This is a genomic window from Leptospira langatensis, from assembly GCF_004770615.1.
GTDB classification, from domain to species: domain Bacteria; phylum Spirochaetota; class Leptospiria; order Leptospirales; family Leptospiraceae; genus Leptospira_B; species Leptospira_B langatensis.
The window spans coordinates 139,433-160,090 of record NZ_RQER01000010.1; the positions used below are offsets into that span (position 1 = coordinate 139,433).

Consider the following 20,658-nt stretch of genomic DNA (forward strand, 5'->3'; position numbering starts at 1 on the left):
GCTTTTCAAAGTCCAATCTATATTGAGAGGAAATATGGGTTTTAGACGAATAACCGGAACAAGAATCGCCGAAAAAACTTTAGAGGGAGGAGGCTTTCCAGTACGAAGACCATTCCCTGTACCAGGCTTTTCGTATTGGGATCCGTTCCTACTATTGGATGAAATGGGACCCGTAGTGTACGAACCTGAAAAAGCGATCGGAGCACCGGACCATCCTCACCGCGGTTTCGAGACCGTTACGTATCTTTTATCTGGAGAAATGGAGCATAGGGATTCTTGGGGCCATGCCGGAAAATTAAAAGAAGGTGGGATCCAATGGATGACTGCCGGAGCAGGACTTGTACATTCCGAATTGCCTTCTGCGGATTTTCAGTCTAGAGGAGGAAGGATGCACGGGTTTCAGATCTGGGTAAACCTTCCCCGTGAGAAAAAACTTATTTCTCCGCGTTATCAGGAAATGGATTCTTCCGAATTGCCGACCGTCGAAAAGGACGGCGTATGGGCCAAGGTGATCGCCGGAGAACTTTGGGGAACCAAGGCAATCATCAAGACTGAGACGCCTATAGTGTTCTTTCATTTAAAACTCTCTCCGGGAGCGTATGCAGAGGTACCTGTTCCGGAAGGATATAATATTCTGGCGTATCCGTTCGTTGGATCGGGCACAGTCATAGATCCCGAAAAAGAATGGGACGTAGAAGAAGGTGAGACCATCTATTACCAAGGCGGAGAAGGCACCATAGGTTTCCGTGCTCCCGAAAATTTTGCTTGGGAAATTTTGGTCCTGGGAGGACAACCACTGAATGAGCCGGTGGCTCGTTATGGTCCTTTCGTGATGACCACGCCTCAGGAGATCCAACAAGCCTTTGAGGATTATTCCGAAGGCAAGATGGGTACGATCTAAAACGCACTAGGAGAGTGGATTGCAATCCGGTTCCTCAACCAAAAGAGTAGTAGTCATAGGAGGAGGAGCCGCCGGATTCTTCGGTGCAATCCAAACTCGCCTTCTCTCCGAAAGTAGGGTAGAAGTTTCCCTCTACGAAAAATCCCCCAATGCACTTTCCAAGGTAAAGATCTCCGGTGGAGGAAGATGCAACGTTACTCATTCTTGCTTCGAGCCGGAGGAACTGGCCAAAAGATATCCTAGGGGAGAAAAGGAATTAAGAAGAGCCTTCGAGATCTTTCAGCCGAAGGATACGATCCGGTTCTTTGAGACCCGAGGAGTGAAATTAAAAACCGAATCCGACGGAAGGATGTTCCCTGTCACAGACGATTCGGAGACAATACTGCAATGCTTATTACAAGAGGCGAAGCGACTCGGCGTTAAGATCAAGACCAAGGTACCGATCACTGGCATTTATACGAACGAAGACCCTTCTCGCTCGAGATTCAGGATCCAAACGGAAGAAGGAGAAGAGGATTTCGATGCGGTCCTAGTTGCAAGCGGTTCCTCTCGTAAGGTATGGGGTTGGCTGGAAAACATGGGGCATACTATAGAGTCACCGGTGCCTTCTCTTTTTACTTTTGAGATCCAGGACGATCTACTGGACGGATTCCAAGGACTTTCCGTTGCAGATGCGGAAGTATCATTACAAAATTCTAAACTAAAACAGAGAGGACCGGTCCTATTCACGCATTGGGGGTTGAGCGGGCCGGCAGTCCTTAAACTTTCGGCCTGGGGCGCCAGAGAATTATTCCGTACTGAATATAAGGAAAATTTGATCATCGATTGGGTTCCCGATCTTTCTAGACAGGATTTGAGAGAAAGACTTCTCCAAAAGAAGAAAGAAAATCCTGCTCGAAAGCCGGGCACCAATGCCGAGTTCGATCTTCCTTCTCGTTTTTGGGAAAGGATCTGGGAGAAGGCGACCGGGGCGGAAAAAAGATGGTCCGAGGTTTCTTCCAAAGAATTGCATATTGCGGAAGAGATCTTAAAGAGAACCGTATTTCGCATCCAAGGAAAAGGGGTCTTTAAGGAGGAGTTCGTCACCTGTGGCGGGGTCAAACGCAAGGAAGTGGATTTTACTAAGATGGAAAGTAAGATTGTTCCAGGGCTGCATTTCGCCGGAGAGGTGCTGGATATAGATGGGATCACGGGAGGCTTTAATTTTCAGAACGCTTGGACCACTTCTTATATCGCGGCCTTGTCCATTGCGAAGGAGCTTAGCTCCAGCGCTCGGGATAAGAACTAAAACCCAAACGATTTCCGTCCGGATCCAGAAAATATTTCGTATAGTCAGTCTCTTCTCTTAAGATATCCCCGAAATCCACTTCTATCTTCTTTCTCTCTTCGGGAGAAGTAGCGGCGAATACCAATGCGAATGGCGCCTTCTTTACGGGTTCTTTTTCGATCATGAGGCGGGTATTTCCTGCGAGGAACCAAGAAGATCTAAGCTCTCCGTCCTTGAAAAAATGATCCTTCTCGAAAACGAGTCCTGGGATCTTTTCGTAAAATCGTTTGAGTCTTTGCGGGTCTTCGGTAGAGATCGCGATATGATGGATCATTCGATTGCTAGATCGGCAAATTCAGGATGTCTTTTGAGATATGTTTGGACATAGGAGCAGTTTGGTATGATCTTCTTGCCGAGTTTGCGAGCTTCGTTCAATGCTTTCTCCGCCAATTTGGATGCGATCCCTTGTCCTCGGAACTCACTCGGGACAAAAGTGTGATAGAGATCCCAAATGCCAGCACCGATCTCTCTGTACATGAGATGGGCTTCTCTTCCTTCCTCTAGAATAAAAAACTTTTTAGCGGAAGTATCGTGTTCTACGGCGCTCATCCTTTGCCTCTATGGATTCGACTTTTTCTTTTCAGAAGAAGGAGCCGAATTTGATCCTGATCCAACGAAAACTCATTGAGCTGAAAAAATCAAGCAAACCGAAGTTCCGCCCGTATTTTTAAGATCCAGTTCCGCCTTCAATTGATTGCAGAGAGATCGAATGATCATAAGCCCGAGGGAGTCCGAAGCCTCGGCCTTAGAAGAACCCACGCCGAACCATTCTTGGATAGAAGGCATTCCGACTCCGTCGTCTTCGACCGTTAAATGAAGATGAGAGCCTTGGATCTTCAACTTAACGCTGATATTTCCTTTTTTATCATTGGGGAAGGCATGCTTTAAGGAATTCGAGATCAGCTCGTTCACGATCAGCCCGCAAGGGATAGCTTTTTCCATGGAGATGCGTACTGGATCCAGATCCGATTCGAATCCTATCCTGTTTCCCGCAGGAAAATAGGAGGTCACCAAATGCTGGAGAAGGGATTCCAGATAATTCTTCATATCCACAGTTGCAAATCTGTCTTGTTTGTAGAGATGATCGTGGATCATCGCCATCGCTGTGATCCTACTCTGTGCTTTGGAAAGAACTTCGGAGCTAGTAGATTCCCCGGCATACATATTTTGTAGGTTCAACATGCCTGAAACGATCTGCAGATTGTTCTTTACCCTATGATGGATCTCATGAAGAAGTACTTCCTTCTCTCTCAGATTGTCTTCTAGGGTTTTTTCTATTTCTATTCTACGAGCGATCTCGTTTTCCAGGATCCGTTTGGATCTATAAATATGAGATTTCCTTAATCTAAGATTGGAGAGATATTCGTTCCTTCTTTCTATGCTTGCCTGTAATCCTCTCATGAGAATGGTTAGAGGGACGCATACGATCGTGTTAGCGATTAGGAAGTTCAATCCTACCACATACATTCTTTCCGGAGCCATGTACCATGGTAAGGAAAGATAATAGGGTGCCTGAGCCACTAAATAGACTACGATCGCATTTGCCAAAAGCCCGAATAGGGAAGGGACCAATCCGAATAGAACTCCCGCTAGGACTGGAAATGGAAAGAGCCAAAGCATCCCTCCTCCTTCCGGACCTAATGCAAGTAAAAGAGCGGTCCCTAAGAGAAAGTTCAACGCGAGTATTAAGGTCGCTTTTAACCAAAAGGGGATCCTTTTGCCAATGACTAGAACATAAATTAGAATGAGAGCAAAAGTATCGATCCAAAGGATCTCGGTCTTGCCTTCTTTCCAAGCCAGATACACACTGGGGACATAGGCAATGGTTCCGAGTAGAGATATGCTAAAGATAAGGGAAGTAAGGATCAGTTCTCTCCAAAAGGAAAGTCCTGAGGATACGGATAGCTTGGGAGTAGAATATTCTCTTATCAATTTGAAAATCCGATTTAACCAGCCGGATTTTTTTTCATCTTCCATGATTGTTAGTAATAGACTCTTCGAATCAGAAAAAAATATGATACTCCATCTCTTTCAAAAAGATGTTTCGATTTCTTTTTTTGTTCCAAATTATGTAATATAGTTTCGGATAACGGAGGATTTTAGCCTGAAAGGAAAGAGGCACTAAACCCTTCAGATTAGTCTTTTTTGTTTTGTTCCGACAAAGATGAGTTTTTGGAAATAAATTTCGTCACCGATTTGGCGAAGAAAAGCAAAACCAAGATCCGGTGGATGCAAAAAAAAGAGGCCCGAAAGCCTCTCCAGTTGGTAGTTAGGTATGCAGTATTATTGGATTATTTGTTAGCGATCACTCCGTCCAAGGAAGCTTTTCCTCCGCCTTTGATGACCAACACGAGTGAGATTGCGATCGCAAGTATATGGAACTCGACTCCTTCTCCTTGTTGCCCGCCGGTCCAGTTGATAAAGAATCCGTGCGCTAGGTGAGTGGTGCTTGCTACAAGCATCGCGACTCCGATCCCAGCTGCTGCGACTCTTGTCAAGAGACCTGTTAGAAGTCCGATAGGTCCTAAAAACTCTGCAGCAAACAATAAGAGCACGAGTATTCCAGGAAAGCCTGCATTCGTTAAGAACGCGTATGTTCCGGAGAAGCCGTAGCCTCCGAAAATGCCCAATACTTTCTGTGCTCCATGTGGGAAGAAGACCACAGCCAGAACGATCCTGAGTATGAGAGAAGTAAGGTCCGAGTCGGTTTTAAGAAGTTTTTGAATCACAATATTCCTCCTGAATGATTCTATCATGTATAATCTATTGGTTAATAGTTTATTATTAAAGTAATGGGCCTATAAGTCCGAAAAACATGGATCCTTCCTCCTACGCAGTTTGGGTGCTAAGTCCTACGGTTTTACAGATCTCTCCGAGCTGCTTTAACTCATCGTCACTCAGGGGAGACATTTTATCCTTTAACTGGTCCACATAGTTCGGGAAGGTCTTTCCGATCAGTTCCTTTCCGGCGGGTGTCAGGTTGATGATGAAATAACGTCTATCTTCTTCACTTCGAACTCGAACAACCAAGGATCTCTTTTCAAGATTATCAATGATCTGAGTGATATTCCCTTCGCAGGAGAAGATCTTTTGGCCGATCTCTTTTTGGCACATCGGACCGATATGATAGAGAGTCTCTAGACATCCGAACTGCCCGCTTGTCAAACCGTGTTGGCTTAGGAATTTTTCTTCCATGGCTTTGATCGAGTCTGCGCAACGGCTCAATTTAATATAGGCGTCTAAGACCTTTATTTCTCTCGGCTTTCCTTTGTAATGAGTGGCCATAAATACTTTAAGATTGAACTATTACTATATAGACTGGCCAAGTTCGAAAAAGTCAACAAAAAAGTTGGAATTCTTAGAAACGCTCTTTTTCGGCCTCGTCCAGTCTTTCTACATTCTTCTTTTCTTGGAAATCTAAGGATCCTTAGGCTCCCGTAGGATCCCAGCAAGTACGGAAGTTCTCGTTCCATGTCTCGATCTCTTTCAGATCTTCCTCGGATAGTTTGAAATCAAAAACTTGGGAGTTCTCCAATATCCTTTCTTTGCGAACCGATTTGGGAATGACTACCATTCCTTTATCGATAGACCAGCGTATGAGTATCTGAGCCGGGGTCTTTCCGTATTTTTTTGCCATCGCGCCGAGTTTGGCATCCGATACCTTCTCCCCATGAGCGAGAGGGCTATAGGCCTCCAAAACTATATTATTCTTTTTGCAAGTATTTAAGAGATCGTTTTGGTTTAGAAAGGGATGATATTCCACCTGATTGATCGTAGGAGTCACCTCGGCATATTCGAATAATTCTTGAAGATGAGGAATGGTATAATTGCTTACACCGATGGCTTTGGCTAGTCCCTCCTTATAAAATTTTTCTAATTCTTTCCAAGCTTGTTTTCTGGTACTTCCTACGGGAAAATGGATGAGGTAAAGATCTAATTGATCCACTCCCAAGGACTTTAGGGAATCTTCTATTGCTTTGCGAGGATTCTTTTGGTCTCCATTCCAGAGTTTTGTAGTAATAAATAATTCTTCTCTGGGGACCCCGCTCTCTTTGATTGCCTTTCCTACATCCGCTTCGTTTCCATAGATCTTTGCAGTATCTATATGTCTATATCCGGCTTCTAAGGCCCAGTTCACTGCATCCACACATTCCTTTCCGGATTTGGTCTTCCAAACTCCCAGTCCGAAAATAGGCATCTCCACTCCGTTATTTAAACGGACCGATTGATTCAAAATAGAACTTTGCATACCAGACTTAGACTGCTTGGGCTTCTTTTAGTTTATGAGAAGGATGGTTTTTGCGGACCTTTTCCCTTTCGTATAGTTCCTCGTCCGATTCTTTCTTGCATTTTGGATCGGATGGGATTCTTTGTTCGTCATGCAAATCAGTACCGCTATTTCAGATTTAGTTTTGGCAGTCTCAGCTACTTGGGCCGGATTGAGGGCCTTGTCTTCTGCAAAGGGAAGCCTTCCCAAGAGAGGTGGAGCTTGGGGGCTATTTGCCGTCGCCGCTGGAGCCTTCTTAGGAGTGATCTTCTTTTTAGGTGGGGATTGGATCACAGGCATCTATCGATTCGTAGTTCAATTTGCGGGAACCGTGGGGATTCCTTGGATCGGGATCGCATTCTTTTCGATAGGTTATAGTAAGGTCTCTGCCAGAAATTGGTATGTACTGAGTGCAGCCTTGGCAGTTCTTTTTATTTTGGATTCTTTGTATGCATTAGGACCTTATTCTACTGCGATCGGGGCTGTTGCCTTTGTGACAGTGCTCGTGGTTAGTATCCAGAAGTACAAAGGTTCTCATAAGACCGCAGCTCTCTATGGTATCGCTGGTGCACTATTGTTCATCTTGGGTGGACTCGTGATCGGAACGGTCGGTCAGATTGCCGGGATCCCTAGAGTGGATATATTCCATTATGTATTGGCAGTTGCAGTGTACTGCTTAGGCTATTCCCAAAGAAACCTGGGTTGATTGAGACTACGGAGAGATCTGATCTCTCCGTAAAACTGCTCTTAGAATTAAGCGGGGATCTGTTCCGAGACCTGGGTCACCCAGGACGCGTAATAGTTGGAAAGGGTCCTCAAAAACATCAGGTCCATTTCATTTTCAGTTCCAATTGCACGTAACGCGTTCGCGTATTGGTTCCTGAAATCGGTGAGTGCAGCCGCCTGTTGGATATGGGCTCTCATCGACTGGGCCTGCTCCGGTCCGAAACCGTATTCCGTGGACCATTTATCGATCAGATTTCCGCAATTGTATTTTCTGGAAAGAAGGATCTGAGCTAGGATATTCCGGAACATATTCTCGATAGATACGATTGTAATCTCTTTATGAGCAATGGAGATCTCAGTGATGATCTCATCCTTCTTATCGATGACAGCCTTAGAAGTCCCCATCTTATTAAAGAATTTTGATAGATCGTTATAAGCCCGGAAGTGCTTTAGGATGATCTCTCTGTCTTTTACATCTACAGTCCTTTGGTCTTCCGGATGGCTCATCTCTTGCAAAATGGATTCAATTACCTGGAACATGATATCGAAAGTGAATTGAGTGGACTTACCTAAGAGATATCGGATCTCACTTTGGAATGCCGCATGGATGGTTGTAAAGAATGTCTCTAATTTATCCGGAGCAAGAACGCTGGAAGTCTTGAAAACGGAGACCATGTCTCGTACGAATTTGGCTCTGTCTAGGATGGGAAAGAGTTCCGGGTGATTGGAATGAGTGCGGATAAACGTTTCTTTTACGACCTTTACCGATCCGCCTCTGACTTCTTCGCTTCGAAATAAGACCCGATACAGAAGAACGGAAATCTCTCGGGAGGTCTTCTTATCTTTCAGAGTTTTTAAGTCGGATGCCTCGAGCATCTCGCTCGATCCCGCATGCTTGCTCTGGATTTCTCCCATAGAATTGGTTATGCCGATGTTCCCGAACGTTTGTTAGGTCTATCTTGTGAAGAAAAAGTTAATTGTAAAGCAGATTTGGAAGTAGAGGAAGAAATCCATTGATTTTTCCGCTTGGCTTTCAAAAATCGATCGAACCTATGCAAAAAATTATCGGCCCCGAGAATCAAGTACGTTACGGAGTTTGGGATGGACCGATAGAATTCAATCATCATGACTTTGCGTTGATGGACTTCTTTGGAAAGGAGATCAAGGGTCTTCGTAAAAAATTCGCGTTTCATTCCTTCAATTATCTAGGGCTCTTAATGGAAGATTGTCTGGTCGGTATTGCCGCAGTCAGTCTAGGCTATGCGTATAACGTATTCGCCTATTTATACAAATTCGATCAAGGCAAGGTCTATGAATTTGATACTAAAGGACCAGATTTGGGAATGGCATTGAAATTCCCCGCGAATCCCGACGAGTATCAGATCCGATTCAAGAAGGGGAGTTCTTTCTTAAATATAAATAAGTCCCACTCGGAAGGAATGCTTTCCATAGAAGCAAACTTCGGAAAGAAGTTGGAGATCTCGGGAGAATTTCCCTATTCCCTTTTGACGCATCAACCTCTGAGGGTCTTAAATCCTTCCGAGCCAAGTCGTTGGACATTCACTGAGAAATGTTCTCCTCTCTTACCGAATCGTATTTCCGTAAAGTACGAGAATCGAGAGTTGGTAAGAGATCCGAGTCGAACCACTCTAGTATACGATTGGTCCGGCGGTTATTTAAGAAGAGAAACGAATTGGTACTGGGCGGCATTTTCTTCCGTACTTCCGAATCGGACTAAGATAGGCGCGAATTTTGCTGCCTTGGTAAACGAGAGCTTCTTTCCGGAAAATGCGTATTGGATCGATTCCGATCGCCAAAGAGTAAGCCGTTGTATATTCGATTTTTCTCAAAAAGATCCCTATAAACCCTGGAGACTCTGGGACGAAGATGGTAGAATGCGCTTAGAGTTCGAACCTAAGGGAGAAAGAAGGGAGAAGATGAACTTGATATGGACCAAATTATATTTTCGTCAATTTGTCGGAAAATTCTCGGGAAGCTTTCGTCCGGAGAACGGGCAAGAAGTCCAGTTCAAGGACGTCTGGGGCTTTACCGAATTCCATAGGTCCCTTTGGTAATTTTGATACCTTGAGATCAGAAGAAACACGTCGTAATCTATCCATAGATCTTTTGAGAGGTCTGACAGTGGCCGGGATGATCCTAGTGAATAATCCAGGTACTTGGTCCAATATGTATTGGCCTCTGAAACATGCCAAGTGGAACGGATGCACTCCTACGGATCTGGTATTCCCTTTCTTTCTGTTCGTAGTAGGAGCCGCTATCCCATTCTCTATCCGGAATGGTTTACAAGTATTTCCTAAAATACTAAAGCGTTCCCTGATCCTGATCGGACTGGGCCTATTTCTGAATCTGTTCGGAGAATGGGATCTTTCGGAACTAAGGATCCCCGGAGTTCTGCAGAGGATAGGACTTACTTATTTCTTTTGTGCGTTAGTCTATACCGAAAAGAACCTGAAGTTTCGGATTTTCTTATTCTCATTCCTTCTCATCGGATATTGGATCTTACTAGGATCCATTCCTCCTCCTGGAGCGGAGCTCCCAAGCATGGTAGAAGGGAAGGACTGGGGTGCCTGGCTGGATCGAACCGTCTTTGGGGAAAAGCATCTCTGGAAATTCGGTAAGGTCTGGGATCCCGAAGGACTTTTGACCTCTATCAGCGCATTCGGCTCCGTACTTGCAGGTATTTTTATCGGAGAATTCCTGAAGAAGGAATTGGAGCTCGGAAGATCTTATCTCAAGATCTCTTTGCATCTTTTGTTCGTTGGATTTGCGTTTCTCGTCCTTGGCGGTCTTTGGGACTTATGGTTCCCGATCAATAAGAGCCTCTGGACAAGTAGCTATACTCTTTGGACTGCAGGTTGGGCCGTCCTGTTCCTATCCTTATTTTCTTTATTAGAAAACCAGAATACATTTCTTTTGCGTTCCTTTCAGGTATTGTTTCAGCCTTTTGGGAAGAATGCATTACTCGTATTTTTCGGTTCGGGGATCTATGCCAGATCTCTAAATCTTATTTCTGTCCATTTTGCGGATGGAAAGAAGACTTCTCTTAAGAATTACATCTACGTAGAATATTATAAAAGTTGGATCGATAGCCCGGAATTAAGCTCCTTCGCTTATACAATCACTGTGATTTCGATCTGGTTTTGTATCTTATTCTTCTTAGACAGGAAGAAGATCTATTGGAAGATCTGAAAGGCTTATGGGCCGATCCTTTTTTCGGACTTAGAGTTTCCTGTTCTCCTCGCCAATGCGGAGAATAATGAGAGCGTAATGTTTGTTCCTTCAGTGAAGAAGTTGGATTACTGCGGAATGAAATGGCCTAAAAATAAAAAACGCCGTTTCTCCTCGGAAAAACGGCGTCATATCTTTCCTAAAATCTAGGATTTAGATCTTTTCGATCACAGTTGCGATCCCCATTCCCCCGCCGATGCAGAGAGTGATGAGGGCGTAACGTTTGTTCCTTCTTTCCAGCTCGTCCAAAGCAGTTCCGAGTAGAATTGCTCCAGTCGCTCCGAGCGGATGTCCGAGAGCGATCGCTCCACCGTTTACATTGATCTTTTCGAGAGGGATCCCGAGAGTCTTTTGGGTGTAAAGGACAACGGATGCGAATGCCTCGTTGATTTCCCAAAGATCGATATCTTCTACTTTTAGTCCTGCCATTTGCAGAGCTTTCTTGGAAGCGGAAACCGGCCCGGTCAACATGATGGTTGGATCCTCGCCTGTCGCAACGGTAGAAAGGATCTTTGCTCTTGGTTTTAGTCCGTATTTTTTGATCCCTTCGTCGTTTGCGATCAGAACGGAGGCCGCTCCATCCACGATCCCGGAAGAGTTTCCAAGAGTATGGATATGATTGATCTTTCCTACCTCCGGATAGGATCTAAGAGCGATCGCATCCAGTTCTTTTTCGCCAACAGTCTTGAATACTGCGCCCAGTCCGGAAAGGAATGCGTAGTCGGATTCGATTCTTGGGTTCTCATCCGTTTCTACGACGCTTCCGTCTTCTAGTTTAATAGGAATAATAGATTTCTTGAATACTCCTTCCTTGATCGCCTTGTCGGCTTTCAATTGGGAAGATTCAGCGAATTTGTCCGCTTCTTCTCTAGAGATATTGTATTTGGTTGCGATCAAATCTGCGGAAATTCCCTGAGGAACGAGATTATAATGTTTTTGAATATTAGGATTTCCTATATTGAAATCCCTGTCTCCTAGGTCGGCACCCATTTTAACGCGGCTCATGGATTCAACACCGCCGCCGAGGCCTACTGCCATCGCTCCGGATTGAACATGGTTTGCGATATTGTTTACTGCTTGTAGTCCGGAACCGCAGAATCTGTTTACGGTATAGCCTGGAACAGAGTTCGGCCATTGTGCTGCCATGACCGCATAACGCGCAATGCAGGCTGCTTGGTCGTCTACTTGAGAGACGCAACCGAGTACAACTTCTTCGACAACTTCAGGTTTTAAGCCGTTTCTTTCTTGGATTGCTTTTAAGGTCGCTGCGGAAAGTTCCTGAGGGTGAACGGAAGCCAGTGTTCCTCTTTTTTTCCCTTTTCCGCGAGGGGTACGAACCGCATCGATAACGTATGCGTTGGACATAGTATTTCTCCTATAACGAAAGCCGTTCGCTTATTCTTGAACATAGGTTCAAAAACGAGATCTGCTTACGACTCGAGTTTATCGTAAAGCGCGGAAAAGCAAGTCGTTTTGTTTTAGGAGTTCAGCCGAAAATCACTCGGTCGAACACTTTGAAATACCAACAATCCCCTTTTAGATTTTCGTAAAATCCATTATGACCGCCATGCTTTTGCATCAATATTTTAAGTTTGGGAACGCTTGGGATCTCTTTGAATTCCTTAGGGCGGATGATCGGATCGTCGGCAGCAGTCACAATAGTGACATCCACTTTCAGATCCTTGAAATCTTCCGGACCTAAAGTATAGGTATTAAAATAATCGTCTATGGTCTTGAATTGAGAGGTAGAGGCTATGATCCGATCCGTCATATCCATCACATTCTTTCCTTCCATGATGCTAGGATACGGATGAAGATCCGGGAAATGTACATTCTTCTTTGTAAGAGAGAGTTTCCATTTGTCTCGAAAATATCTCCCTATGATCAGTTTGGAATCCATCATCTCCGTAGCGCTCTTAGGATGAAGAGGAGGACTCACTGCAATGCAATGTTTTAGATTCGGGATCGTTTGTTTATTTCTGGAATGTTCTCTCGCAACCCTGAGTGTGAAATTCCCACCTATGGAGAATCCACCTAGATAAACGGGAAGCTTAGGACCGAATTCCTTAGCGATCTTGCGGACTGCCTCGTATGTCTCACGTATTAAGCTTCCGTTAAACGGTTCCGGATTCAGGTGATGAGTCTCTCCGTGATCCCTTAGGTTGAGACGGAAGATGGAGACTCCCTTATCGAAGAATCTTCTGGCAGTCCTTTGGATATAATTAGAATCCATGCTTCCTTCCCAACCGTGGATCAGAATGAGAAGAGCCTTATTTGCGGATGCCTTGGAGTAATGGCCTAGAAGCCTCACTCCTTTGCCTGCGTCTATTACTGTCGCTTGAGAGCTTCTGTCCATAGGATGATGGGGAGTGTTCTGCCTCATGAGGGAAGCCAAAACGGTTTGTATAAAAGGATGTCGGAGATGAATCGGAGGTTTAAACGGATGGAGTTGATCCATACGGACATTTTTCCATATTCGGGTATGCTAAAGCAAGCGATTCCCTAGAGAAACTCTGTTAAGACTTTGTACAGCTGAGTGGGTTGAAACGGCTTGCCTATAAAACCTTCGATCCCATGTTGGGCGCATTTCTCATATGTTTCGGAGAAGGAACTGGCAGTCACCGCAATGATCGGGACATTTGCATTAGAAGAATGTAAAGCATGTATTGCGTCCGCAGTATGATACCCGTCCATGCCAGGCATTTGAAGATCTAAGAAAATAAGATCATATTTTCTCTCGTTAGACTCGAGTAATTTCACTGCCTCATACCCGCTTAGAACGGCGTCTGTTTTTAAGCCGGTCTTACTGATCTGCTTGGAGAGGATCTTCAGATTGATCTCGTTATCGTCTACTACAAGAACTGAACCGGATTGGAAGAATGGGACAAGGCTCTGTTCCTTAGGAGGATGCTTCTGTGTAAATTCCTCTTCTGTCTTGAGAGGAAGAAGGACCGTGAACTCGGAGCCTTCTCCCGGTTCGGAATAGAGCCGAATGTCTCCCTTCATGAGAGTAACGATGCGCTTTGCAATGTATAATCCTAAACCGACGCCTTTGTATTTTCTAGTGTCCGCGAGATCCTCCTGATGGAACGCCTCGAAGATCTTCTGTCTCGCTTCTTCCTTGATCCCGATCCCGGTATCTCGGATCTTGAATACGATATAATTCTGTCCTTCGAGATCGATGGAAAGGGAAACAGAACCCTTCTCCGTAAACTTCACAGAGTTTATGAGAAGATTGAGTATGATCTGTTCAATCCTGGTTCTATCCCCTACGATCCTGGTTGGGAGTTTGTTGGATACGAAGATCTGCAGACTGATATTCTTGGATTTCGCACTCGGCTCTATCAGGGTTCTCACCATGTCGACCAAGGTTTGGAGAGCGAATACTTCTTCTCGGATCTCTATCTTTGCGGAGTCCAGTGTTACGACTTGCAATAGATCGTCGATCAGTCGGGAGAGTATTTCGGTGGAGTCTATTAGATCTTTTAAATATTCTTTTTGAACCGGATCCTTTACTAGATCCTCGAGTAGATGAGCCATCCCGGATATACCGTTTAAGGGAGTTCTCATTTCATGAGAGATCATTCCTAAGAACTCCGATTTTGTCTTATCCGCTTTTTCGGCTCTTTCCTTTGCTTTTTCCAATGCGAGTTCGGCTTGCTTTGCAGTGGAGGTATCCGTATGAGTTCCCACGATCCGAATGGGTTCTCCGGTCTCATCCTTGATGATCAGAGCGCGGGAACGTATGAAAATATATTCCCCATCCTTCTTCTTATATCGAAGTACCTTATCGAAACGCTCCGTTTCTTCATTCTTATGTCGTCGGAAAGCGGAAAGAGCTATTCGTAGATCGTCCGGATGCACCAACTTTCTCCAGATCTGGGGGTCGTCGTTGGAGAGCTCTTCTTCGGAATATCCGAGCATAGTCTTCCATCTTGCGGAGAGGAAGAGTTTGTTTTCTTTTATATTAAAGTCCCAGTATCCGTCATTCGATGCCAGATAGGTAAACTCCAACTGTTCTTTTTGGACTCGGATCTGTTCCTCTACACTTCGCATATCCGTAATATTCTTGTTATTCACTAGGATACCGGTTTGGATCTTGCTTACCCGAATCTGATAACTTCTATGTCCGGATGGATGAGCGATCAGGAATTCTTTCTCGATCGTTCCGCCTTCTTTAAATGCCTTAACGTATAATTCGAAAATACCGGTGAAAATACTCTCCGGAAATAATTTGCAAAGGGAATGCCCTAAGACTGCTTCTCTCTTCAGCCTTAGTTCTTCTTCCGCTGCAGGATTCAGATCCGTATATAGAAAATCCTCTATTCCTCCCGTGTCGCTAAAGACCGGCTCCAGATAATATAGAGGATCATGGCTCTGCATGGCCGCTTCTCGGAAGATATCCTTTTCCTTTAATTCCTGGTGCAAGTCTTTGGCAATAGAGATGATCCAATCATCTTTCGGACAGAGAAGGGTCGCATCGTAGAATTTTCCGGAAATGATGGAAGAACGGATCCCTCTCCACTCGGAGCCCGCCTTACTTACGGAGTCCATGAATTGAAGTAGTTCCGGATTTTTCTCCATTGCCCCGGGGCTTAATTGTCTATAACTTTTTCCTAATAGATCTTGGAGGGGAATGCCCATCATTTTCGAGCCGAGTTCGTTGCAATACTCTAGGGTCCAATCGAAGAGTTTTCCGTCCTTGTCTCTAATTACATGGGTAAGATAGATCGCGTTTACGTTGGAATTTGCAAAAAATTGAATAAAGGTAAGAAGGTCCGACGGGGTTTCTGGCATGATCTTCTTCTTTCTCTTTAGATCCGGTTGATATGCTCGGCTCTTATGATTGGATCTCAGAGGATTGGACGCCCTAAGTCCCGCAAAAAAGCCCTTCTTCCGCCTAATTTTAGAAGGCATTTTGCTTGGATTGGCAAGGAAAATTGAAAGAAGAGCTCTAAGAGAATGAAAGGAAAGAATCCGGATATTCTTTCCTTCAGAAGGAGCGATTGGCTGCGATCGGATCTTCTGCCGGGAGATCCGGAAGAGATGGAAAAGGATCTTTGTTCGGGCCGGAGCTATGTGTTTCCTTCTGCTCTTGCTCTCCAAGCTGGAAGGATTCATAATTACGATAGATCTCTAAAAAGGACTTTTGGGAAGAAACCTTGCGAATACTCATTCCTAATTAATATAATTTTGAGACTCAATATCAATAAAAAATCTTTCGATTCAGAATTTTTCTGTTGACTATGGAAACAAAAAAATGGGAATTTGTTTCCATAAAAGAGGAAACAAAATATACTATAAATGTTTCCAATAAAAACTATGACACAGAAACAAAAAAAGAATCAGCATATCGCTCGATCCATCGCTAGCTTTGGAATTTTTTTCTGGGGGTTTGCCCTTTTCCCGGAAACAAATCAGGATCTGGAAAAGGAGAATCTTTGGACCACTTCTTCTCTCATTCGTTATTCTTTGGAGAACTCAGTGCAGGCAAAACTGGCTCGCTTGGATCTGGAGAATTCCGAATACGATTGGGAAAAGGAAAACGGTAAGTATAATTTTATCGGGACCCTAAGCGCCAATACTACGAAGACGAGTAATCTTCCTTTGCCTCAGTTCAATCTGCAAGGTAGGGAAATTACTAGTAATACTATCTCGGGCGGTCTTTCCAAGGCATTCACTACAGGAACAACGACCAATCTCACCGTTTCCGACAACCGTTTCGAAACGGATGCGGGTAAGAGACCGGAACAGATAGGAACTGTTGCGCAGCAATTCGCTCAGCCAAGTTTACATTTTGCGAATATAGGGTTCACTCTCAAACAGGATCTCTTAAAGAACGTATTCGGGTACCAGCAAAAAAGATCCTATGAGATCAGCCGCAGAATGACCTCCGTCCGTAGGCTGGACGCGATGAACACTCTCTCCAGATCAGTAGTCCAGTCTCTATTATCTTTTTGGAATCTTTCCTTGGCGGACGAGAACCAGAAAACTGCGGAGCTTTTAGTACGAAGTGTAAAAACCGTAAAGGACATCACTTCATCCAAGGTCCGATTGGGAGTTGCGGAGGATTATGAGTCCGGACAATGGAGCGCTCTTATGATCTCCGCAGAGAACCAACTCAGACAGGCTAAGCTGGAGAAGGATAGGGCTCGTCGGGACCTTTTAGTCTCTCTTGGAAAGGATCCGGAAACTAGGATGAGTATTGCGATGCATATGGAAGATTCCCTTCCCGCTTTAAGAGGAGAAGAAGACGAGCTCGGAGAGGCCTTCATCAATCGGTACGATTTCAGGAGCATTGCATTACAAAAACAAAATGCTACATCCTCACTGGAAATTGCAAAGAACGGATTATTACCTTCTCTTTATGTGAGTGGAACGTATAATATGCGCCAGTACGATCGGGAATTCCCTCAAAGTTTCAATGGGATTACGGCCGGCAGGTACGGACAGAATTCCGCAGAGATCAAAATGGACTACCCGCTAGGTAACGATACCGCTAGAGCGGAATATAGAAATTCTCTCACTCAGAGCAGAAAAATAGATATGCTCTATGATCAAACCAGGGAGCAAGTTAAAACTGATGTGAAACAAGGTCTAGAAAGGATCAAGACCACGTACACTGTTATGGAAGAGTCTAAGAAGAATTTAACCCAAGCGGAAAAGTTCTACTCTGGGATCCTTCCGAGATACCAATACGGAAGGGCAACTTCCGTGAATGTCAAAAACGCGTTGGATCTGGTGGCGCAAGCCAGATACGGACTCATGCAAGCGAAAGTAAATTATAACACAGCTCTTGTTCAATATGAACTCTCTAAAGGTACGCTATTCCGTAAACACGGATTGGATGTGGATGAGGTTCTGAACCAAACAGACGGAGACAAAAAATGAATTTTGCAGAACTGTCGATCAAACGACCGATTTTCATCACCTGTACCGTTCTCATTATCCTTGTGACGGGATATCTATCCCTGAACAAGTTGGGAGTGGACTTATTTCCTAACGTAACGATCCCGGTCGTGACCGTCACCGTTCCTTATCCTGGTGCGGCTCCAAACGAGATCGAGACCCTCATCGCTAAACCGGTCGAAGACGAACTCTCTACGATTTCCGGTGTAAAGCGGATCCGTTCTACCTGTAACGAAGGTGCGGGCGTCGTGATCGTCGAATTCACTTTGGAAACAGATGTGAAATATGCGGAGCAGCAGATCCGGGACAAGGTGTCCGCGGTAAAACCGAAGCTCCCGAACGATATCAAAGAACCTGTCATTCGTAGGATAGACCCTGCCGATCAGCCGATCATTATTCTCGCATTGAATGCGGAACTGACCGAGGCTCAGATCTACGATATTGCGAACGAAGAGATCAAACAGAATCTTTTGACCGCTAAGGATGTGGGAAACATCACCATTTATGGCGGTAGAAAGAGAGAGATCCATGTGGAGCTGGATAGACAAAAATTAAAGCAACACATGATCCCGGCTTCTGTGGTCTCGAACCGACTCGCTTCCGGTGGTACGAATATTCCCGCAGGTAAAGTGAGTAAGTCGGACTCAGAGCTTGTTTACAGGACCATCAACGAATTTAAATCCCCACAAGAGATCAGAGATACTCCGATCTCTCTCTTCGGGAACGAAGTTCCTGTTAAGATAGGGCAGCTCGGGCAAGTAACCGACACTCTGGAAGACGAAACCACTCGAGCGTATTTTAACGGTAAGAAGGCGGTCTTCCTTCTCGTATTCAAACAATCCGGAGCCAACACAGTAGCAGTGGCTAAGGAAGTGAAGAAGAGAGTAGAGGACCTCAACAAGGAACTCGCGCGCAGGGATGGACATGCAATACTTTCCATCGCGAACGATAACTCCATTCAGATTGACGATAATATCTACGACGTAAAAGAGACCATTATCATAGGGATCGCACTTACGATCGTAGTGGTTCTACTCTTCTTAGGAAGCGTTCGATCTACTGTGATCACAGGGCTTGCTCTTCCAAACTCCCTTTTAGGAGCGTTTATCTTGATGGCAGTTGCGGGATTCACAGTGAACGTGATGACCCTTCTTGCATTGAGCTTGGCCGTGGGTCTTCTCATCGACGACGCAATCGTGGTTCGGGAGAATATCTTCCGACATAGAGAGATGGGTAAATCTCCTAGAGAAGCTTCTACAGAAGGAACCAAAGAAGTAACTCTTGCTGTGATCGCGACTACTATGACAGTGATCGCAGTTTTCTTGCCGATCGCTTTCGTAAGCGGTGTGGTAGGACAGTTCTTAAGAGAGTTCGGATTAACGGTTTGCTTCGCTCTATTGATCTCTCTCTATGATGCGTTAACGATCGCTCCGATGCTTTCCGCTTATTTCGGAGGAAAGATCTCCGCGGCTCACGCAGGAAATGGCGCTTCTCATTCTTCTTCGAGCGCAGAATTTACTTCTATACCTTCTAACGGTAAGAAGAAAAAGAAACCGGAAACCACTCCTTTGGAAGAGATCGCGTTCTCCAAGATCAGAGCTCAGGAAAAACCGAAGGGGATCGTGGCGACAGTTCTTGGTCTTCCATTACAGATCTTGAAACTTGTATTCAAGGTGCTCGGCACTGTTCTTTCTCCGGTAGAGAAGGGTTTGGATTATGTTTTAAGTAAGTTCAATACGTTCCAAACTATGTTGGAGAATCTATACGCTTCCGTACTGAAATTCACCTTGAAGAGACCTATCTTCATCCTGAGTGGAGCGATCCTGATCTTTGTAGCGAGCTTGGTGCTTACTAAGTTCATTCCTAAGACATTCTTGCCTGCTCAGGACCAAGGTAAATTCCAGGTAACGCTGGACATGCCTCCTGGAACTTCCGTGCAACGTATGGCAGAAGTCGCACAGGATGTGTATCGTAATCTTGCCGCTCATAAAGAGATCAAGTTGGTCGCCATGTTCAATACGAACAGGACCGCCACCATGTTCGTCGAGATGATCCCTGCGAAAGAAAGGACCATGAATACTTCGGAGTTCAAGGATACCCTTCGTAAGGAATTGGAATCTTTCTCCTTTGCAAACCCGATCGTAAAAGACGTGGATAATGTGGGAGGAGGACAAAGACCTTTCACTCTCGTGGTCAGCGGTCAGAACGGCAAGGTTGTGGAAGAATATTCCCGCAAGCTATTCAATAAATTAAAAGATTCTAAAGCTCTTCTGGATGTGGACACAAGCTATAGAGCGGGTGCTCCCGAATTCAGAGTTGTACCAAACCGGGAAAGAGAGGTCCTTCTCGGAATTCCTGGAACCGTGATCGGTAACGAGCTCAGAACCCTGGTAGAAGGAACTACTCCAGCAGTCTTTCGTGAGAACGGAGTGGAATACGATATTCGCGTTCGATTGAAAGAAGGGCAGAGGGACCTGAAGGATAACTTCTATAATTCCTTCGTTCCAAACTTCAATAATATGATGATCCCGATCCAGAACGTAGCTTCCGCAGAAGAAACCACTGGACTCGCAACCATCAACCGGATGAACAGGAACCAATCCGTAGAGATCTATGCGGACGTAAATCCTGGCGGACCTGGAATGGGAGGAGCCATGGAAGAAGTTACCAAGCTAACGCAAACGGAACTTCCTCTTCCTCCGGGAGTCCGAATCGGTTATACGGGGCAGGCGGAGAACTTTAAGGAAATGGGAACTTCCTTAGGAATTGCAATGGGACTAGGAGTGCTCTTCATCTATATGGTGCTTGCCTCCTTGTATGAGAGCTTTATCACTCCGATCGCGATCATGTTGGTATTACCTCTTGCGCTTTGCGGAGCTTTCATCGCTCTCTTCTTAACACAAAAGTCCTTGGATATCTTCTCCATGATCGGTCTGATCATGCTCATCGGTGTTGCGACCAAGAACTCGATCCTTCTCGTAGACTTCACGAACCAGCTCATACAAAGAGGGGTGGAAATGAAGGAAGCGATCATAGAAGCGGGAAGAGAACGTCTTCGTCCGATCCTTATGACTTCCTTCGCTTTGATTGCGGGGATGGCGCCGATCGCGATCGGATTGAACGAGGCTTCTAAGCAGAGAACTAGTATGGGTGTTGCGATCATCGGAGGATTGATCTCTTCGACGGTGCTTACCTTAGTGGTAGTTCCTGCTGCGTTCTCTTATATCGAAAAGCTGAACCAAATGGTTCGCAGGAATTCACCTAATCCGGACGCTTAAT

Annotated in this window: 18 protein-coding genes; 7 read left to right on the top strand and 11 right to left on the bottom strand. The window is 45.1% G+C overall.

Annotated features, from left to right (window positions below):
* Positions 1-34 precede the first annotated feature (34 nt).
* Together EHO57_RS14940 and EHO57_RS14945 are read left to right on the top strand one after the other, a co-directional pair.
* A complete protein-coding gene (locus EHO57_RS14940; RefSeq protein WP_135645928.1) occupies positions 35-901 on the top strand; it encodes a pirin family protein in 867 nt (288 codons plus the stop codon).
* A 19-nt stretch (positions 902-920) separates the two neighbouring features.
* Positions 921-2,189: a BaiN/RdsA family NAD(P)/FAD-dependent oxidoreductase gene (locus EHO57_RS14945; RefSeq protein ID WP_135645927.1), complete on the top strand. Its 1,269-nt coding sequence runs from the start codon at positions 921-923 to the stop codon at positions 2,187-2,189.
* On the opposite strand, the gene EHO57_RS14950 is transcribed toward EHO57_RS14945, so the two are convergent.
* From EHO57_RS14950 to EHO57_RS14975, 6 genes are all read right to left on the bottom strand, one after another.
* Positions 2,161-2,502 carry a VOC family protein gene (locus EHO57_RS14950; protein ID WP_135645926.1) on the bottom strand — a complete coding sequence of 114 codons (342 nt, stop codon included), beginning with the start codon at positions 2,500-2,502 and terminating at the stop codon, positions 2,161-2,163. The genes EHO57_RS14945 and EHO57_RS14950 overlap by 29 nt on opposite strands.
* Complete coding sequence (locus EHO57_RS14955) at positions 2,499-2,777, bottom strand: GNAT family N-acetyltransferase (RefSeq protein ID WP_135645925.1); 279 nt, start codon at positions 2,775-2,777, stop codon at positions 2,499-2,501. Before EHO57_RS14955 ends, EHO57_RS14950 begins: the two co-directional genes overlap by 4 nt.
* 72 nt (positions 2,778-2,849) lie before the next feature.
* The gene (locus tag EHO57_RS14960; RefSeq protein ID WP_246050715.1) at positions 2,850-4,160 is read right to left on the bottom strand and encodes a sensor histidine kinase; all 1,311 of its coding nucleotides are present in this window, start codon (positions 4,158-4,160) and stop codon (positions 2,850-2,852) included.
* Positions 4,161-4,519: 359 nt separating this feature from the next.
* Positions 4,520-4,957: a DoxX family protein gene (locus EHO57_RS14965; protein ID WP_135645923.1), complete on the bottom strand. Its 438-nt coding sequence runs from the start codon at positions 4,955-4,957 to the stop codon at positions 4,520-4,522.
* A gap of 100 nt (positions 4,958-5,057) precedes the next feature.
* A complete protein-coding gene (locus EHO57_RS14970) occupies positions 5,058-5,513 on the bottom strand; it encodes a MarR family winged helix-turn-helix transcriptional regulator (protein ID WP_135645922.1) in 456 nt (151 codons plus the stop codon).
* A 142-nt stretch (positions 5,514-5,655) separates the two neighbouring features.
* Positions 5,656-6,477 carry an aldo/keto reductase gene (locus tag EHO57_RS14975; RefSeq protein ID WP_135645921.1) on the bottom strand — a complete coding sequence of 274 codons (822 nt, stop codon included), beginning with the start codon at positions 6,475-6,477 and terminating at the stop codon, positions 5,656-5,658.
* Positions 6,478-6,607: 130 nt separating this feature from the next.
* On the opposite strand from EHO57_RS14975, the gene EHO57_RS14980 reads away from it, so the two are divergent.
* Positions 6,608-7,201, top strand: coding sequence for a hypothetical protein (locus tag EHO57_RS14980; protein ID WP_135645920.1), 594 nt, complete (start codon positions 6,608-6,610; stop codon positions 7,199-7,201).
* 47 nt (positions 7,202-7,248) lie between these two features.
* On the opposite strand, the gene EHO57_RS14985 is transcribed toward EHO57_RS14980, so the two are convergent.
* Positions 7,249-8,136 (bottom strand): LIC_13029 family protein, encoded by an 888-nt coding sequence (locus EHO57_RS14985; protein WP_135645919.1) that lies wholly within the window; start codon positions 8,134-8,136, stop codon positions 7,249-7,251.
* A 137-nt stretch (positions 8,137-8,273) separates the two neighbouring features.
* On the opposite strand from EHO57_RS14985, the gene EHO57_RS14990 reads away from it, so the two are divergent.
* Together EHO57_RS14990 and EHO57_RS14995 are read left to right on the top strand one after the other, a co-directional pair.
* Positions 8,274-9,296: a DUF2804 domain-containing protein gene (locus EHO57_RS14990; protein ID WP_135645918.1), complete on the top strand. Its 1,023-nt coding sequence runs from the start codon at positions 8,274-8,276 to the stop codon at positions 9,294-9,296.
* A 10-nt stretch (positions 9,297-9,306) separates the two neighbouring features.
* Positions 9,307-10,431, top strand: coding sequence for an acyltransferase family protein (locus EHO57_RS14995; protein ID WP_281283408.1), 1,125 nt, complete (start codon positions 9,307-9,309; stop codon positions 10,429-10,431).
* A 192-nt stretch (positions 10,432-10,623) separates the two neighbouring features.
* Here the strand turns inward: EHO57_RS14995 and EHO57_RS15000 are convergent, their stop codons facing one another.
* The 4 genes from EHO57_RS15000 to EHO57_RS15015 all read right to left on the bottom strand — a co-directional run bounded on the left by EHO57_RS15000 (position 10,624) and on the right by EHO57_RS15015 (position 15,646).
* Positions 10,624-11,835, bottom strand: coding sequence for an acetyl-CoA C-acetyltransferase (locus tag EHO57_RS15000; protein WP_135645917.1), 1,212 nt, complete (start codon positions 11,833-11,835; stop codon positions 10,624-10,626).
* Between the two features lie 121 nt (positions 11,836-11,956).
* Entirely contained in the window at positions 11,957-12,928 is a 972-nt protein-coding gene (locus tag EHO57_RS15005) for a YheT family hydrolase (protein WP_135645916.1), read from the bottom strand.
* 44 nt (positions 12,929-12,972) lie between these two features.
* Positions 12,973-15,267, bottom strand: a complete 2,295-nt coding sequence (locus EHO57_RS15010) for a PAS domain-containing hybrid sensor histidine kinase/response regulator (RefSeq protein ID WP_135645915.1) — start codon at positions 15,265-15,267, stop codon at positions 12,973-12,975.
* Positions 15,268-15,463: 196 nt separating this feature from the next.
* Entirely contained in the window at positions 15,464-15,646 is a 183-nt protein-coding gene (locus EHO57_RS15015; protein WP_135645914.1) for a hypothetical protein, read from the bottom strand.
* A gap of 146 nt (positions 15,647-15,792) precedes the next feature.
* Here EHO57_RS15015 and EHO57_RS15020 point away from each other — a divergent pair, with 146 nt between their 5' ends.
* Positions 15,793-17,361: a TolC family protein gene (locus EHO57_RS15020; protein ID WP_135645913.1), complete on the top strand. Its 1,569-nt coding sequence runs from the start codon at positions 15,793-15,795 to the stop codon at positions 17,359-17,361.
* Complete coding sequence (locus tag EHO57_RS15025) at positions 17,358-20,657, top strand: efflux RND transporter permease subunit (protein WP_135645912.1); 3,300 nt, start codon at positions 17,358-17,360, stop codon at positions 20,655-20,657. Before EHO57_RS15020 ends, EHO57_RS15025 begins: the two co-directional genes overlap by 4 nt.
* Position 20,658 lies beyond the last annotated feature (1 nt).